This is a genomic window from Pseudomonas sp. NPDC089918 (assembly GCF_050280605.1).
GTDB lineage: Bacteria > Pseudomonadota > Gammaproteobacteria > Pseudomonadales > Pseudomonadaceae > Aquipseudomonas.
In genome coordinates this window covers 102524-116649 of record NZ_JBNNVP010000018.1, presented here as the reverse complement: position 1 = coordinate 116649, position 14126 = coordinate 102524, and the positions used below count along the sequence as shown (strand labels likewise).

Annotated in this window: 15 protein-coding genes; 9 read left to right on the top strand and 6 right to left on the bottom strand. The window is 60.2% G+C overall.

The window, feature by feature from the left end; translation table 11 throughout:
* Window positions 1-535, top strand: a 535-nt coding sequence (locus ACQKPC_RS15180) for a TonB-dependent receptor domain-containing protein (protein WP_427625360.1), incomplete at its 5' end; no start/stop codon positions are given.
* Here ACQKPC_RS15180 and ACQKPC_RS15175 read toward each other — a convergent pair.
* Window positions 532-858 carry a hypothetical protein gene (locus tag ACQKPC_RS15175; RefSeq protein WP_123494792.1) on the bottom strand — a complete coding sequence of 109 codons (327 nt, stop codon included), beginning with the start codon at window positions 856-858 and terminating at the stop codon, window positions 532-534. The genes ACQKPC_RS15180 and ACQKPC_RS15175 overlap by 4 nt on opposite strands.
* A 239-nt stretch (window positions 859-1097) precedes the next feature.
* Between ACQKPC_RS15175 and ACQKPC_RS15170 the strand changes: the two genes are divergently transcribed.
* Entirely contained in the window at window positions 1098-2522 is a 1425-nt protein-coding gene (locus tag ACQKPC_RS15170; protein ID WP_427625359.1) for a homospermidine synthase, read from the top strand.
* Window positions 2523-2558: 36 nt separating this feature from the next.
* Here the strand turns inward: ACQKPC_RS15170 and ACQKPC_RS15165 are convergent, their stop codons facing one another.
* The 4 genes from ACQKPC_RS15165 to ACQKPC_RS15150 form a co-directional block, all read right to left on the bottom strand.
* A complete protein-coding gene (locus ACQKPC_RS15165) occupies window positions 2559-3263 on the bottom strand; it encodes a phosphoribosyltransferase (protein WP_427625358.1) in 705 nt (234 codons plus the stop codon).
* An 81-nt stretch (window positions 3264-3344) separates the two neighbouring features.
* On the bottom strand, window positions 3345-4232 hold the full coding sequence (locus ACQKPC_RS15160) for a universal stress protein (protein ID WP_427625356.1): 888 nt from the start codon (window positions 4230-4232) through the stop codon (window positions 3345-3347).
* A 175-nt stretch (window positions 4233-4407) separates the two neighbouring features.
* Window positions 4408-5226 (bottom strand): alpha/beta fold hydrolase, encoded by an 819-nt coding sequence (locus tag ACQKPC_RS15155; protein ID WP_427625355.1) that lies wholly within the window; start codon window positions 5224-5226, stop codon window positions 4408-4410.
* 244 nt (window positions 5227-5470) lie between these two features.
* Window positions 5471-6364, bottom strand: a complete 894-nt coding sequence (locus ACQKPC_RS15150) for a LysR family transcriptional regulator (protein WP_427625354.1) — start codon at window positions 6362-6364, stop codon at window positions 5471-5473.
* Window positions 6365-6469: 105 nt separating this feature from the next.
* Between ACQKPC_RS15150 and ACQKPC_RS15145 the strand changes: the two genes are divergently transcribed.
* The 7 genes from ACQKPC_RS15145 to ACQKPC_RS15115 all read left to right on the top strand — a co-directional run bounded on the left by ACQKPC_RS15145 (window position 6470) and on the right by ACQKPC_RS15115 (window position 13338).
* On the top strand, window positions 6470-7135 hold the full coding sequence (locus ACQKPC_RS15145) for an RraA family protein (protein ID WP_427625352.1): 666 nt from the start codon (window positions 6470-6472) through the stop codon (window positions 7133-7135).
* Window positions 7135-7797 (top strand): RraA family protein, encoded by a 663-nt coding sequence (locus tag ACQKPC_RS15140; protein ID WP_427625350.1) that lies wholly within the window; start codon window positions 7135-7137, stop codon window positions 7795-7797. The genes ACQKPC_RS15145 and ACQKPC_RS15140 overlap by 1 nt, the downstream gene beginning before the upstream one ends.
* On the top strand, window positions 7797-8435 hold the full coding sequence (locus ACQKPC_RS15135) for an RraA family protein (RefSeq protein ID WP_427625348.1): 639 nt from the start codon (window positions 7797-7799) through the stop codon (window positions 8433-8435). Before ACQKPC_RS15140 ends, ACQKPC_RS15135 begins: the two co-directional genes overlap by 1 nt.
* Complete coding sequence (locus tag ACQKPC_RS15130) at window positions 8432-9646, top strand: pyridoxal phosphate-dependent aminotransferase (RefSeq protein WP_427625346.1); 1215 nt, start codon at window positions 8432-8434, stop codon at window positions 9644-9646. The genes ACQKPC_RS15135 and ACQKPC_RS15130 overlap by 4 nt, the downstream gene beginning before the upstream one ends.
* Window positions 9647-9923: 277 nt before the next feature.
* Complete coding sequence (locus ACQKPC_RS15125) at window positions 9924-11147, top strand: DUF3422 domain-containing protein (protein WP_427625345.1); 1224 nt, start codon at window positions 9924-9926, stop codon at window positions 11145-11147.
* A 197-nt stretch (window positions 11148-11344) separates the two neighbouring features.
* Complete coding sequence (locus ACQKPC_RS15120) at window positions 11345-12391, top strand: Rieske 2Fe-2S domain-containing protein (protein ID WP_427625344.1); 1047 nt, start codon at window positions 11345-11347, stop codon at window positions 12389-12391.
* Window positions 12388-13338: a PDR/VanB family oxidoreductase gene (locus ACQKPC_RS15115; protein ID WP_427625342.1), complete on the top strand. Its 951-nt coding sequence runs from the start codon at window positions 12388-12390 to the stop codon at window positions 13336-13338. The genes ACQKPC_RS15120 and ACQKPC_RS15115 overlap by 4 nt, the downstream gene beginning before the upstream one ends.
* A gap of 11 nt (window positions 13339-13349) precedes the next feature.
* Here ACQKPC_RS15115 and ACQKPC_RS15110 read toward each other — a convergent pair whose 3' ends face one another.
* On the bottom strand, window positions 13350-14063 hold the full coding sequence (locus ACQKPC_RS15110; RefSeq protein ID WP_007895809.1) for a GntR family transcriptional regulator: 714 nt from the start codon (window positions 14061-14063) through the stop codon (window positions 13350-13352).
* Window positions 14064-14126 lie beyond the last annotated feature (63 nt).

Below are 14126 nucleotides of genomic sequence, written 5' to 3'. Positions count from 1 at the left end.
GTTCCAGATTCGCCAGGCCTACCAGTACTCGCGACCGAATGATGACGGTACGTTCACGTTCACCCAACAGGGCGAACAGAAAAACACCGGGCTGGAGCTCTCGGCCAATGGCTGGGCCAGCCAGCGCCTGCAGATCGCCGCCAGTGTCGCGGCGATCCGCGCCCGGGTCACCGACAGCGGCACGCCAGCTTATGAAGGTCACCAGGCGATCAACGTTCCGACCCTTCGCGCCAACCTCTATGGCGACTATGCCCTGCCCTGGTTCGATGGCTTGGCGCTGCTCGGCGCAGTGCAATACAGCGCCAGCAAGTACGCCAACCGCCAGGGTGAAGTGCAGACCGGTGCCTATGCCATCTTCAATATCGGCAGCCGCTACAGCACTCGCATCGACGGTTACGACACCGTGTTCCGCCTGACCGTGGACAACCTGTTCGACAAACGCTACTGGCGCGACGCCGGTGAATACATGGGCGATGGCTACCTGTTCCAGGGCGCCCCACTGACCGCCCGGCTGAGCGCCTCGATCAACTTTTAGCGTCGGGCCAACTCATGCCGGATGCATTGCTCGTAGTACGTTTGCTTGATAGCAGCAGGCTTGAGACGTGAGGCACTGTTATAGGTTTGTTCGGTAATCCCCATGGCCGTCATGCGCATCCACGGCCGGGGGAATTTTCGCGATTGCAGTTTCTTGCGTGCCCCGTAAAGCGTGAAACCGGAAAGCTTCGCCGCTTGCGCGTCTGCGGCTATGTCCGAGCCCCAGCTGCAGACGAAACGACTGTTCTTGCTCAGGTCCTTTGCCTGAGCCTCAAGCGAGAGCATCAGGGCAAACGTCACAGCCATCCATACCAAAGTCCGCATATCGCCAGTGCCTAACCTTCTGAAAAGAAAGCAAGTTTGACAACGAAACAGAAATCGGTGGGCCAGCAGTTCGCCTCATTCTCATCTGTTTTTTGGTCTCGATTGGCATAGCAGAATCACCTTGGCGGTGTCCGAAACTTTTTTGAGCTTTAACTGAGCCTTGCAGTCTCTAGTTTGAGGGCGTCGTGGTTATCGACAGGTCATTTGCGGCGAGCGCGGTCAGCCGGTGGAGGCTATCGATGTCAGATCTTGAGCATGTCATTCAGCCCTTTGATGCCAGGTTGGTGATGATCGGCTCTGGCTGTATCGGAAAAGGCGTACTCCCTCTACTGTTGCGCCATCTTGAACTTGAACCGCAGCGACTGTTGATCCTCAGCCCCGATGACGATGGACGCTTGCTCGCGCAGGAATTTGGCGTTGCCCACCAAGCCGAGCAACTGGATCAGAACAATTACGAGGCGGTGCTCGACCCTCTTTTGAGCGCTGGCGATTTCCTGCTCAACCTCTCGGTGGGGGTTTCGAGCCTGTCGCTGATTCAGTTCGCCCAGCGTAAAGGGGTGCTGTATCTGGACACCTGTATCGAGCCGTGGGAAGGCGGTTATACCGACCCCGACAAATCCCTGTCCGAAAGATCCAACTATGCATTGAGGGAGGCGGCTCTTCAGCTTCGCAGGGAAAGTGCACAAGGTTTGTCCACCGCTGTCTTGACTCACGGGGCCAATCCGGGGCTGGTGTCCCACCTGATCAAGCAGGCACTGGTCAACCTCGCTGAGGATTTGGGTGACACAACGCCCCAGCCCACTACTCGCGAAGAATGGGCGCAGCTGGCCAGCCGACTGAATATCCGCTGCATCCACATTGCCGAACGCGATTCGCAGTTTTCATCGCAACACAAAATCGCCGATGAGTTCGTCAATACCTGGTCCGTGGACGGCTTCATCAGTGAAGGCAGCCAGCCGGCGGAATTGGGTTGGGGCAGCCATGAGAAAGCGCTGCCCGAGGATGGCTATTACCACGCCTTCGGGTGCCAGGCCGGGATCTATCTGCAACGTCCCGGTGCCTCGACGCGGGTTCGAACCTGGACCCCCTCGACGGGGCCAACCCATGGGCTGCTCGTGACCCACAACGAAGCCCTGTCGATTGCCGACTACCTGACCCTTGGCCAGGGAAGGCAGCCGACTTACCGGCCGACCGTCCATTACGCGTATCGGCCCTGTGACGATGCCTTGCTCTCGGTGCATGAACTCGCCGAGCGCAACTGGAAACCCCAGAGCGGCCAGCGCCTGCTCGATGACGAAATCCTCGACGGCAGTGACGAACTCGGCGTGCTGCTGATGGGGCATGCCAGAAACAGTTATTGGTATGGCTCGCGCTTATCGATCCAGCAAGCCCGGACACTCTGCCCCCATAACAGCGCCACCAGCCTGCAAGTGACGGCGGGAGTGCTGGCCGGCGTGATCTGGGCTATTCGCAATCCGCAACGCGGTATTGTCGAACCGGATGAATTGCCCTTCAGGGAGATTTTGCAGATCTGCATGCCTTACCTTGGCAAGGTAGAAGGCATTTATTCCGACTGGACGCCGCTTACCGGACGTCACTCACTGATGCCCGAGCAGACCGATGAATCCGATCCGTGGCAATTCGTGAACGTCAGGATCACTTGAAAGCCTGACGTGGTTTGCTCCACGCCAGGCAACGGCTCAAATACCGGAACCGTTCTGAAATGAGTCGCCCGAACCGGACTCTCGTTGCCAGGCCCGGTGCAGAAGATCGATGACCTCTTCGTCCGATGTCTGCGAAAAATCCGTGTACCAATGCCCGATCGAGATCATCCAGTCGGGGATGAGCGGGCAAATCAGCTCGTCCACTTCATCGCGCAGCGCCTCTGCCGTCTCAACCGGTGCCACCGGCACGGCAACGACGATGCGCGATGGCGCTTGCAGGCGCGCGGCCTGTATCGCGGCCATCATCGTGGCGCCTGTCGCCAGGCCGTCATCAATCAGAATCACCACTTGATCCTTGAGCGCAACAGGTGCACGTGATGCCCGGTATAGCTGCTCGCGACGCAACAACTCCTGCGTTTCCTTTGCAACCACGGCATCGAGCGTGCGTTGATCAATACCGTTAGCCCGCAGCGCATCCTCGTTGACGATTTGTATGCCGCCACTGGCAATTGCGCCCATGGCGAACTCCTGGTGGGTCGGTACTCCCAACTTGCGCACCAGCATCAGCTCCAGACGAACCTCCAGGGCCGTGGCGACTTCATAGGCCACCGGAACGCCGCCACGGGGTAAGGCGAGAACGATGACATCGGCTCTTTTAGCGTATTTGAGCAACGGCTCCACCAGGCCTCGGCCGGCATCAACCCGGTCATGCAAGATGGTTTGCAATGAAGGACTAGTCATTTGAAAACCTCCCTGGGGCGGGATCCCCAAAAACGGGCGTTCGTTTGACGGCGGCCATCATTCCGATTGGGGCGCCCGCCCCTAGACCGCCAGAATGCTGCAAGGCACCTGGTACAGGATATGTTCCGTCGTACTGCCGAGCAGCCGCTCCAGACCACGGTATTGAGCCCTGCCCATCACGATCACATCCACTTGATGCACGTGGGTGAATTCGCTCAGTACCGAGACAGGTTGCCCCATGATGAAATGTCGACACTCAGGGGGGACACCGAACCGAGCGGCCAGCTGGAGAAAAGCTTTTTCCAGGTCGTTGCGCAACTCCTTGGTCAGCTCCGAGAGCGTCAGATCGCCGCCCAGATCCGCCAGAAAAGCTGCCGAAATGTCACAGGCATACAGCATATGCAACTCGGCATTGCACTGCAGCGCAAGGCCCGACGCCTGCAGGATGATCCGGTCATTGAGTTCACTGTTCGAAGGCTCGGTGTCTGACACGTCAACCGCGGCTACCACCTTCTGCGGCAAGGCATGGCATTCACTCCCCACCAGATAAACCGGGACCGGACAATGGCGCAACAAACGCCAATCCAGCGGCGTGAAGAACGCGCGCTTGAGCACGGGTTCATGCTGCACTTGCTTGATCAACAGATCGGGTTGCATTTGCGTGACGTGGTCAAGAATGTCCTGACGCATGTTGTCGGCCCATGCGACTTCGGTTGTCACCTCGATCCCCCGGCCTCGCATCTTTTCCGCTTGTTCATCGAGCCAGTCGCGGTGCTCCTGCAGGTAGGTCGCCCGAGCCATTTTGCGGTCGCCTTCTTCGAGCAGCGACAGAATATCCAACGAGGGGATCAGGCCGGCAATGTGCAAGCTCGCCCCGCTGGCCTTGGCCAGGGCGGCGCCATGGTTTATCGCAGGAGAATGGCGCAGCAGCGGGTTGATGATCAGTAATAACCGTTGATACTGGCTCATGGGCAGACTCCAGACAGGTTGATTCTCGACGCCGGCTCGAGAATCCAGCATCAGGCCCAGATTCGTCCCTTAAAGCCTCTTAAGCGTTGATTTATATCAACTCCCTTGAATGAGGCATTGAAAGGGCCACTTGAGAAGAATAGTTCACAACGCTGCTGTGCATCTCATGCCAGACTCATCCGCGATGGCCGTTCGCCTGAAAATCGGCGATCTGCTGCCACATCGCGATCGGATTGGAATACATGGGGAAATGCCCGCACTGCGCAATCGACGCCAGCCGCACGCCTTGGGCCTGGATATGCGGCAGATAGGACAATGAAGCGTTCTGCTCGCCGTACATGAACATGCGCGGGCATGGCAGGCCGAGGAACTTGCCCATCAAGTCGGCGTTGTCGGAAAGATCGACCATCGACTCGAAGATCCCGCGTACCGCTCCGGCACGAACCTTGTGCCGCAAGCTTGCGGAATAAAGCGCGCTGGCATAAGCCGGGGCGTGTCGGGCGCGTTCGATGAAGGCGGCGAAAAACACCTCGGGATCGTCCGCCGGGTAATCGACGATCTGCCGGCTGAGGAAACAGTCCTCCGGGGCGATGTTGCCCTCGATGTCGACGAAGCTGAGCACCCGGTCCGGGCATTGATGAGCCAGCATCAGTGCGGTCAGTCCGCCCATGGAATGGCCGACCAGATGAAAGCGTTCGATACCGAAATGCTCCAGCATCTGCAAGGCGGTCTTCAGCAGAAAAGGGATGGAAATCCGCGAAAGGTCGCCGCACTGGCTTTCCCCGCAACCCGGTGCGTCATACGCGACGAAAGGATGACCGGCGAAGGCGGCTTGCTGCACGATGTCGGCGTAGTCTTCCTTGGTCGAGCCAAACCCATGCAGGAACACAATCGGCGCCAGGACACCGTCGCGGTGAAGGGTGGCGATGTTCAGCCGGACGCCCTCCACCGTCAGAGGAATGTGCGCTTGAGTGAAGGTTTCAGGTTTGGACACGTGATGGATTCCTTGAGCGAAAAGGGTGACCGCCGGGCTGCAAATACTGTTCACTGTGGCGAGCGAACTTGCTCGCGCCGGGCTGCGTATCGGCCCCGGAAATCTGACAAACATTGCCTGTTTTTTGTGAGTGCTGCGCACTCAAGCGGGAGCAAGCTCCCTCGCCACAGCAGGCCGTCAATTTCGCGGGGATCGGGCCTTCTGTAAATTCCTCATTCAGGAATACCGTGATAGGTCAAACCTATCAAACGCTCTTTCGGAGCCGGGCGACCACCTCCTCCACCAGCGGATTGGGCCGATCGGCGTTCCAGGCCACCGCTGTCGTCACCACATTGAGCGGCTGGCTCAGTGGTCGCAACACCACATTATCGGGGGCCAGTTTTTTCAGCGACGCCGGCACCAGGGCGATGCCTTGTCCACAACTGACGAAAGCGATTTGCGACGCGACGGAGCGCACTTCATGCAGCACGCGCGGGGAAAAACCGCTGGCGCGGCAGGTTGCGATCAGATTGTCGAAGTACACCGGGCTGACCTTTCGGGAAAACATCACCAGGGGCTCGGTGGCCAGGCTCGACAGGCTGATGCGCTTGCGCGAAGCCAATGGGTGATCGCTGGGCAAAGCCACGACCAGGCGATCCTCGGTCAGTGGCAGCGACTTGATCGAGGCGCCCAGGTCGCCGTCCAGACGGGCGAAGGCCAGGTCGATGTCCCCGGCTTCCAGCGCAGGCACGGCTTCGACGCTGTCGATCTCCCGCACGGACACGGTGAGGTGCGGGTAATCGACCTTCAGCTGCTCGATCAACCCGGGCAACACATCGAACATCGCCGTGGAAATCGCGCCGACAGTCAACATCCCCGACTGCCCCGCCACTGCCTCCTCCACGGCCAGTTCCAGGCGCTCCAGTTGCTCGGCGAACTTGCGCACCGCTGGCAGGATCGCGGTGCCTACCGGGGTCAGTTTCGCTCCCCGCCGCGAGCGGTCGAACAGCCTGACCTTGAGCGCCTGCTCCAGCACCTGAATCTGCTCGCTTAACGGTGGCTGGGACATTCCCAAGCGTTTGGCGGCGCGGCCGAAATTCTGTTCTTCGGCAACGGCCAGGAACAACCAGAGGTGACGAATCAAGCGGAAATTGATCATGGTTAATCCATAGGTTTAACGTATGCAATGCTTCTGTGATTAGTAATATACCTATCAAATAGCCTCGCCGACACTGGGCGCCTCCGTCACCACTGGGGCTTTCCCATGATCAATAAAAGTTTGCTGGATCGCTTGGCGGCGCTGGATACCAACACGGTCTCCGATGCGCTCGACTTCCTCGGCCTGCCGGGCGCCACCGTGGGGCTACGCCCGCTGTGGAACTGCCCGAAGATCGTCGGCCGCGCCAGTACCGTCTTGCTGGCGCCCAAATCCGACACCCTACCGACCGTGCACCTGATTACCCCGGTGGTGGAACAGATCAACAGCGACGATCGTGTGCTGGTGATCGCCGGCGGTATCGAAGGGATTTCCTGCTGGGGCGACATCCTCGCCAACGCGGCGGCCGGCAAGCACGTACGCGGCACGGTGATCGACGGTTTCAGCCGCGACATCGACGGCAGCGAAGCAATTGGTTACCCGGTTTATGGCCGTGGGGTCACCATGATCAGTGCGCGCAACCGAGTGGTGCAGATCGATGCCGCGGTGACGATCAAGGTGGGCGGTGTCGACGTCAGCGAGGATGACTATGTCATTGCCGATACCTGCGGAACCGTATTCGTCCCACAAACCCATATCGAAAAGGTCATCGATCTTGGCGAACGCATCGCCCGCCGTCAGGACGGCATGGTCGAGGCCGTGCGCAGCGGTCGCTCGGTGGCCGAGGTGATGCACGACACCCAGTTCGAAGCGATCCGCGTGGAGCACATCTGATGAATCTTGAAGATCAAACCCTGGTCGCCTTGTTTGAAGGCCTCGACACTCCGGGCGTCTCCGATGCCCTGGACAAGCTCGGCCTGCCCGGTCAATGCCTCGACGTGGCGCCGCTGGACAATTACGCCAAGGTCATCGTCGGACCGGCGTTCACCGTGCAGTACGTCTCGGCCAGTGTTCCGCCGGGCACGGTGGGTGATTTCATCGAAGACGTCGCACCCGGCGACGTGGTGGTGATCGACAACGGCGGCCGTACCGACTGCACCGTTTGGGGCGACATCATGACCCAGTACGCCGGCATCCGACAGATCGCCGCCACGGTCATCGACGGGGTGTGCCGCGATGTGAACAAGGCGCTGGGTGATGGCTACCCGATCTTCAGCAAAGGTCGCTTCATGCGCACCGGCAAAGACCGCGTGCAAGTGCAGTCGGTCAACCAGCCGGTGTCCATCGGCACGGCACGGGTCTGCTCCCGTGACATCGTGGTCGCCGATGCCAACGGCGTGGTGATCGTGCCTCGCGCCCGAGCCGCTGAAGTGGCGGCGTGTGCCCGTCAGATCGAATCGGTCGAAGCCGACATTCGCGCCCTGATCGCTCAAGGCAAAACCCTCAAAGAAGCCCGTGCTGCATTGGGTTACCACAACCTGCAGAGGAAAGTCTGATGACCACGCTCCCCTTCCCCCCGGATTTTCGCGCGCGGGCAAAAGTACTGGGCACCTCGACGCTGTATGAAGCGTCCCATCTGCCCTGCGCGGTTGACAGTGCGATCCGCCCGATCTGGGACGGCGCCTTTATCGCCGCCCCCGCCTACCCGCTGGAATGTTCGCCGGGCGATAACCTGGCCCTGCATCTGGCGATGGAACGCGTGCCCCGTGGCAGCGTACTGGTCGTGGGCACCGGTGGTTTCATCGCCGGTTATTGGGGCGAGGTGCTCACCGTGGCGGCCGAAGCGGCGGGCGTGGTCGGTTTGGTAATCGATGGGGGCGTACGCGATATCGCCGCCTTGAAGAAACGCCAGTTCCCGGTATTTGCCCGTGGCATCTCGGTCAAAGGCACGGTCAAGGCCAGCGCCCCCTCAGTGGGACAACCGTTCAATTTCAATGGTGCTTTTGTGGCGCCGGGCGACCTGGTGGTGGCTGACGACGACGGCGTGATCATCATCCCCAAGGCCGATGCAGCACGTACCCTCGCCGAAGGCGAAGCGCGGGCGAACAAGGAAGCGCAGATGATGCAGGCGCTGACCGAAGGCCGCTCGACCCTGGAACTGATGAACCTGACAGACTGGAGAACCCGGGCATGAGCATCGACATTCAGCGCCTCAACCAGCGCCTGGCCAGCGCACAGCCCTCGGCGACTTATCGGATCATGGATCGAGTGGCGGAACGCCGGGCACAAGGGGCGAAGATCATTTCGCTGTGTGCCGGCGAGCCCGATTTCGATACCCCCAAACATGTGCGTGAAGCGGCCATTCACGCCATCGAGCATGGCCACACCCGCTACACCCAGGTGGCCGGTGTGCGCTCGTTGCGAGAAGCGGTGGCGGCCAAGTTCCGGCGCGAAAATGGTCTGGACGTGAGCTGGCAAGACACGCTGGTTTGCAACGGTGGCAAACAGGTGATCTACAACGCCCTGGCCGCCACCCTCAACGAGGGCGACCAGGTCATCGTGCCGGCGCCGTACTGGGTCAGTTACCCGGAAATGGTGCAACTGTGCGGCGGTGAAGCGCGGATCGTCACCTGCGACGCCGATACCGGTTTCAAGCTGACGCCTGCGGCACTGGCCGCCGCGATCACCCCGCAGACCCGTTGGTTGATTCTCAACTCACCGTCCAATCCGACCGGTGCGGTGTACAGCGAGGTGGAACTTCGTGCCCTGGCGGCTGTGTTACTGGATCATCCCCACGTGCTGATTCTGGCCGATGACATCTATGAACACCTGATCTTCGACGATCAAGCGTTCTACACCCTGGCCCAGGTGGAGCCACGACTGGCGCCGCGAACCCTGACCATGAACGGTGTCTCCAAGGCCTACGCCATGACCGGCTGGCGCATCGGTTTTGCCACCGGGCCGCGCTGGTTGCTGGAGGCCATGGAAAAACTGCAGGGCCAGCAGACCTCGGGCGCGAGCTCGGTTTCGCAGCAAGCCGCACTCGCCGCGCTGGAGGGGCCGAAAGACTTCATCCGCGAAAGCCGTGCCGCTTTCCAGGGCCGGCGCGATTTGATGGTGGCGCTGCTGAACGACACGCCGGGGCTGGAATGCGTGAGCCCGGCGGGCGCGTTCTACGCGTTCGCCTCTTGTGCAGGGCTGATCGGCCGCACCTCACCCGCTGGTCGAGTGCTGCACACCGACGAAGATGTCGCCCACGCGCTGCTCGACGAAGCGGATGTGGCCGTGGTGCATGGCAGTGCGTTCGGCCTTGGCCCCTACATTCGTATTGCCTATGCGCTGGATGACGCTTCATTGCGCCAGGCCTGCGAGGCGATTCGGGCGTTCTGTACAGCGTTGCGTTAAACCTGAGGGAGTGGGCTTGTGTGGCGAGGGGGCTTGCCCCCGTTCGGCTGCGAAGCAGTCGTAAATCAGGACACCGCGTTTCTGACTAAAGATCGCGGTGACTGGTTCTAGGGTCGCTTCGCACCCCAACGGGGGCAAGCCCCCTCGCCACACAAACCCGCTCCTACAGGGATTGCGGCTTGGCTGACTGGCATTGGTCGATCGCCGGTTTTGTTTGTGACTCAAGAATGGGGCATCCAGTCCCAAGAACAAACAACTCCAACATGGCCCAAACAGCATGCATCCGCAAAGACTGATCCTGCACAACGAGTTGCACGCGCGCCCGTCTCTGTATTTCGATGAGCCCGCCCATGTGTTTCATCTGGCGTTTCTGGCGAATGACGGGCAGTGCGACACCTTGCTGAGTCGCTGCTGCCCCGGCCCGGTCGACCCGGAAGCGGCTCAGGGCATCACCGAGTTGGAGGGCCATGCCTTGAAGTGGGAACGGCACGCAGAGTTCCTGACGCTGACGCTGGTGGTGCCCTCCTCCAGTCAGGAACCATGCTGGAGCCCGCCACCCAGGGCCTTGATGGACCGGGTCGAGCCTTTCATGCAGCACGTGATCAACGCTGTGCAGATTGTGGTGCGCACCGATACGTCTTTTTCCGGCGATCTGTCCGTTTATGGATTCAAGGATCCCAGCGGCTCTTGCATCGGCGGTGGCGATGCGACGGTCTGGAGCGATTTTCGCCTGAGCGAGGATGGCACCAACCGTTTTCTCTTCGTGAACAAACGCCTGAATGCCTATCGCTTGGGACGGATGATCCGCCGCCTGCTGGAAATCGAAACCTACCGAATGATGGCTTCGCTTTCACTCATCACCGCGAAAGCCTTGAGCGCTCAGCTCAACGTCTTCGACAAGACCCTGGTCAACCTTTCGGAACGTAACGCCGGCCCCGATACCGGAAATGCGAAAGCGTTGCTGACCGATATTGCCAACCTGTCGGCGCAAGTGGTCAGCAGTAACGCAAAAACCCGACACCGCTTCAGCGCCACCCAAGCCTATGCACAGCTGGTTTTCGAACGCCTGGGCGAACTGCGCGAAAGTCATGTGGGTGATTGCCAGCGACTGGGTATCTTCATCGAAAGGCGCTTCAAACCCACGGTCAGATACTGCGCCGTCACCGAACAACGCCTGGAGCAACTGGCCGAAAGCGTGGCCAACCTCGGGGACCTGTTGCAGGCCCGTGTCCAGGTCGAAATGGAAGAACAGAACTCGGAAATCCTGAAGAGCCTGAACGCCCGCGCCGATACTCAAATCAAAATCCAGCGCGCCGTCGAAGGCTTGTCGATTATCGCCATCACCTATTACTTGTTAAGCCTGTTCAAGCTGTTCTACTCGGGGCTGCACGTCATGGGCGCGGACATTTCCGCGAGAGACGCCTTGCTAGCCATGACTCCGCTCGCGCTCTGCGTCCTGCTGTTTATTTTGATCAGGATCAGGAAAGCCAAAGAGCATTGATACGGGGCACCAGAATCGACCGATTCCGAAGCTGACATCCGGGATGATCCGCTTCGGATCCGGCTGGCTTGGCAGAGGGCTAGAACTACGCCAATGGATCCATAAAATCGTTAACAAACAGAATCAGTTTGACAAACACCCTATAAATCAACATTAATGGATCCACTAAACAACAAAAACAGCCTTGGAGAATCTCCATGTACCCCAAGAACACCTGGTACGTCGCCTGTACACCCGATGAAATTGCCGACAAGCCGCTAGGCCGTCAGATCTGTGGTGAAAAGATGGTTTTCTACCGCGGGCATGAAGGCAAGGTGGCGGCTGTCGAAGACTTCTGCCCTCATCGCGGCGCACCGCTGTCTTTGGGCTATGTGGAAAACGGAAACCTGGTATGCGGCTATCACGGCCTGGTGATGGGCTGCGACGGCAAGACCGTGGAAATGCCCGGGCAGCGGGTTCGCGGCTTTCCGTGCAACAAGACATTCGCCGTGGTCGAGCGTTATGGATTTGTCTGGGTCTGGCCCGGCGATCAGGCGTTGGCCGACCCGGCGCTGATCCATCATCTGGAATGGGCGGACAGCGATGAGTGGGCCTATGGCGGCGGCCTGTTCCACATCCAGTGCGACTATCGCCTGATGATCGACAATCTGATGGACCTGACTCACGAAACCTACGTTCACGCGTCCAGCATTGGCCAAAAGGAAATCGACGAAGCACCGCCGGTGACCACGGTCGACGGCGACGAGGTGGTGACCGCCCGGCACATGGAAAACATCATGGCCCCGCCCTTCTGGCGCATGGCCCTGCGCGGCAACAACCTGGCCGATGATGTACCAGTGGACCGCTGGCAGATCTGCCGCTTCACCCCGCCCAGTCATGTGCTGATCGAAGTCGGTGTGGCCCATGCCGGCAAAGGTGGTTATCACGCCCCCCAACAGTTCAAGGCGTCGAGCATCGTCGTCGACTTCATCACGCCGCAAACCGAAACCTCTATCTGGTACTTCTGGGGCATGGCACGCAATTTCAACCCGCAGGATGAAGCCTTGACCGCGAGCATTCGCGAGGGTCAGGGCAAGATTTTCAGCGAGGACCTGGAGATGCTCGAGCGCCAGCAACAGAACCTGCTCAGCCATCCCCAGCGCAACTTGCTCAAGCTCAATATCGACGCCGGCGGCGTGCAGTCGCGCCGTGTTCTGGAACGCCTGATTGCCCAGGAACAAACGCTGCAGGAGTCAATGGCATGATCGAAGTCCTGGTGGTATCCCGCAACAACGAAGCCCAGGACATCTGCAGCTACGAGCTGGCCAGCCTCGATGATCAACCGCTGCCGACCTTCAGCGCCGGTGCCCATATCGATGTGCACCTGCCCGGCGGCTTGATCCGGCAATACTCCCTGTGCAACCACCCTGAAGAACGGCATCGCTACCTGATTGGCGTGCTCAAGGATCCGACCTCTCGCGGTGGTTCACTGGCCATGCACGAGCAGATCCACCCCGGCACGCGGCTGTCTATCAGTGAGCCGCGCAACCTGTTTCCATTGGCACATGAGGCCCGGCGCAGCCTGCTCTTCGCCGGCGGTATCGGCATTACCCCGACCCTGTGCATGGCCGAGCGCCTGGCCCACAGCGGCGCGGATTTCGAACTGCACTACTGCGCCCGTTCGCGAGAGCGCGCAGCCTTTGTCGAACGCCTGCAACACTCGCCTTTTGCCCACCGGGTATTCCTGCATTTCGATCAGGAACCCGACACCGCGCTGGACGCGGCCAAGGTCCTGGCCACACCTCAGAACGATGTGCATTTATATGTGTGTGGCCCCGGCGGTTTTATGCAGCATGTGCTGGACACGGCCAAGGCCAAAGGCTGGCAGGAGCAATGCCTGCATCGCGAGTACTTCGCCGCCACCCCCGTCGACACTGGCGCCGATGGCAGTTTCTCGATCAAGGTCGCCAGCAGCGGCCAGGTCTTCGAGGTGCCGGCCGACAAGAGCGTGGTGCAGGTGCTGCAAAACCAGGGCATCGAGATCGCCATTTCTTGCGAACAGGGTATTTGTGGCACCTGCCTGACTCGGGTTCTCGAGGGCGTGCCGGAACACCGTGACCTGTTCCTCACCGAGGATGAACAGGCCTGCAACGACCAGTTCACCCCTTGCTGCTCGCGCTCGAAAACGCCGATGCTGGTGCTGGATATCTGAAAGAGTCGCGCCTATTCCGAGCGGAGGATGACCTTCATCCGCTCTTCGGCCGTCGCCGAGCCGAAGATCTCGGCGTAGCGCAGCGTGGCGTTGGCGTGCTCGCGCATGATCGCTTCGGCACGCGCGCCCTGGCGGTTGACCAAGGCATCGAACACCGAATGGTGTTGCATGTGGGCGTAGTTGAAGCGTCGGTATTCCCGGACCATGTCGTTACGGTCCACAGCCAGGGCTGTTACCGAAGCGAAGGGCAAGTGGTCGTTGCGCGCCAGTGCGTCGGCGATCGCCGGATTATGGCTGCCTTCGACAATCACCTCGTGAAAACGCATGTTGAGGTCGTGATAGACCTCCAGGTCCTCGATGGTCACAAACCCCTTGTCGAACAGCTGATCACCTTGCATCAGGCACTGTTCAAGGGTCGCCCGGGCCTCGTCCGATAGCCCGCGCTCGGCGGTCTGACGCGCCGCCAGGCCTTCGAGTACACCCCGCACTTCAACCGCGCCGGCAATGTCATCGGGGCTGACCGAACGCACCTGAAACCCACGCCCGCCAAAGCGCACCAGCAAACCTTCCTGCTCCAGCGTGCGGAACGCCATGCGCACCGGCATCCGCGAGACACCAAACAACTCTGCTGTGGGAATTTCCATCAAGCGCTCGCCAGCCGCCAGCTCGCCCGAGGCGATCATCTTGCGCAACGCGACCAGCACCGTTTGACCGGGCTTACTCATCCAGGCAACTTCCAGAAAGGTGGGTCTGCATAGTAACGCAAGACAGTGACGCAAGGATTGGGC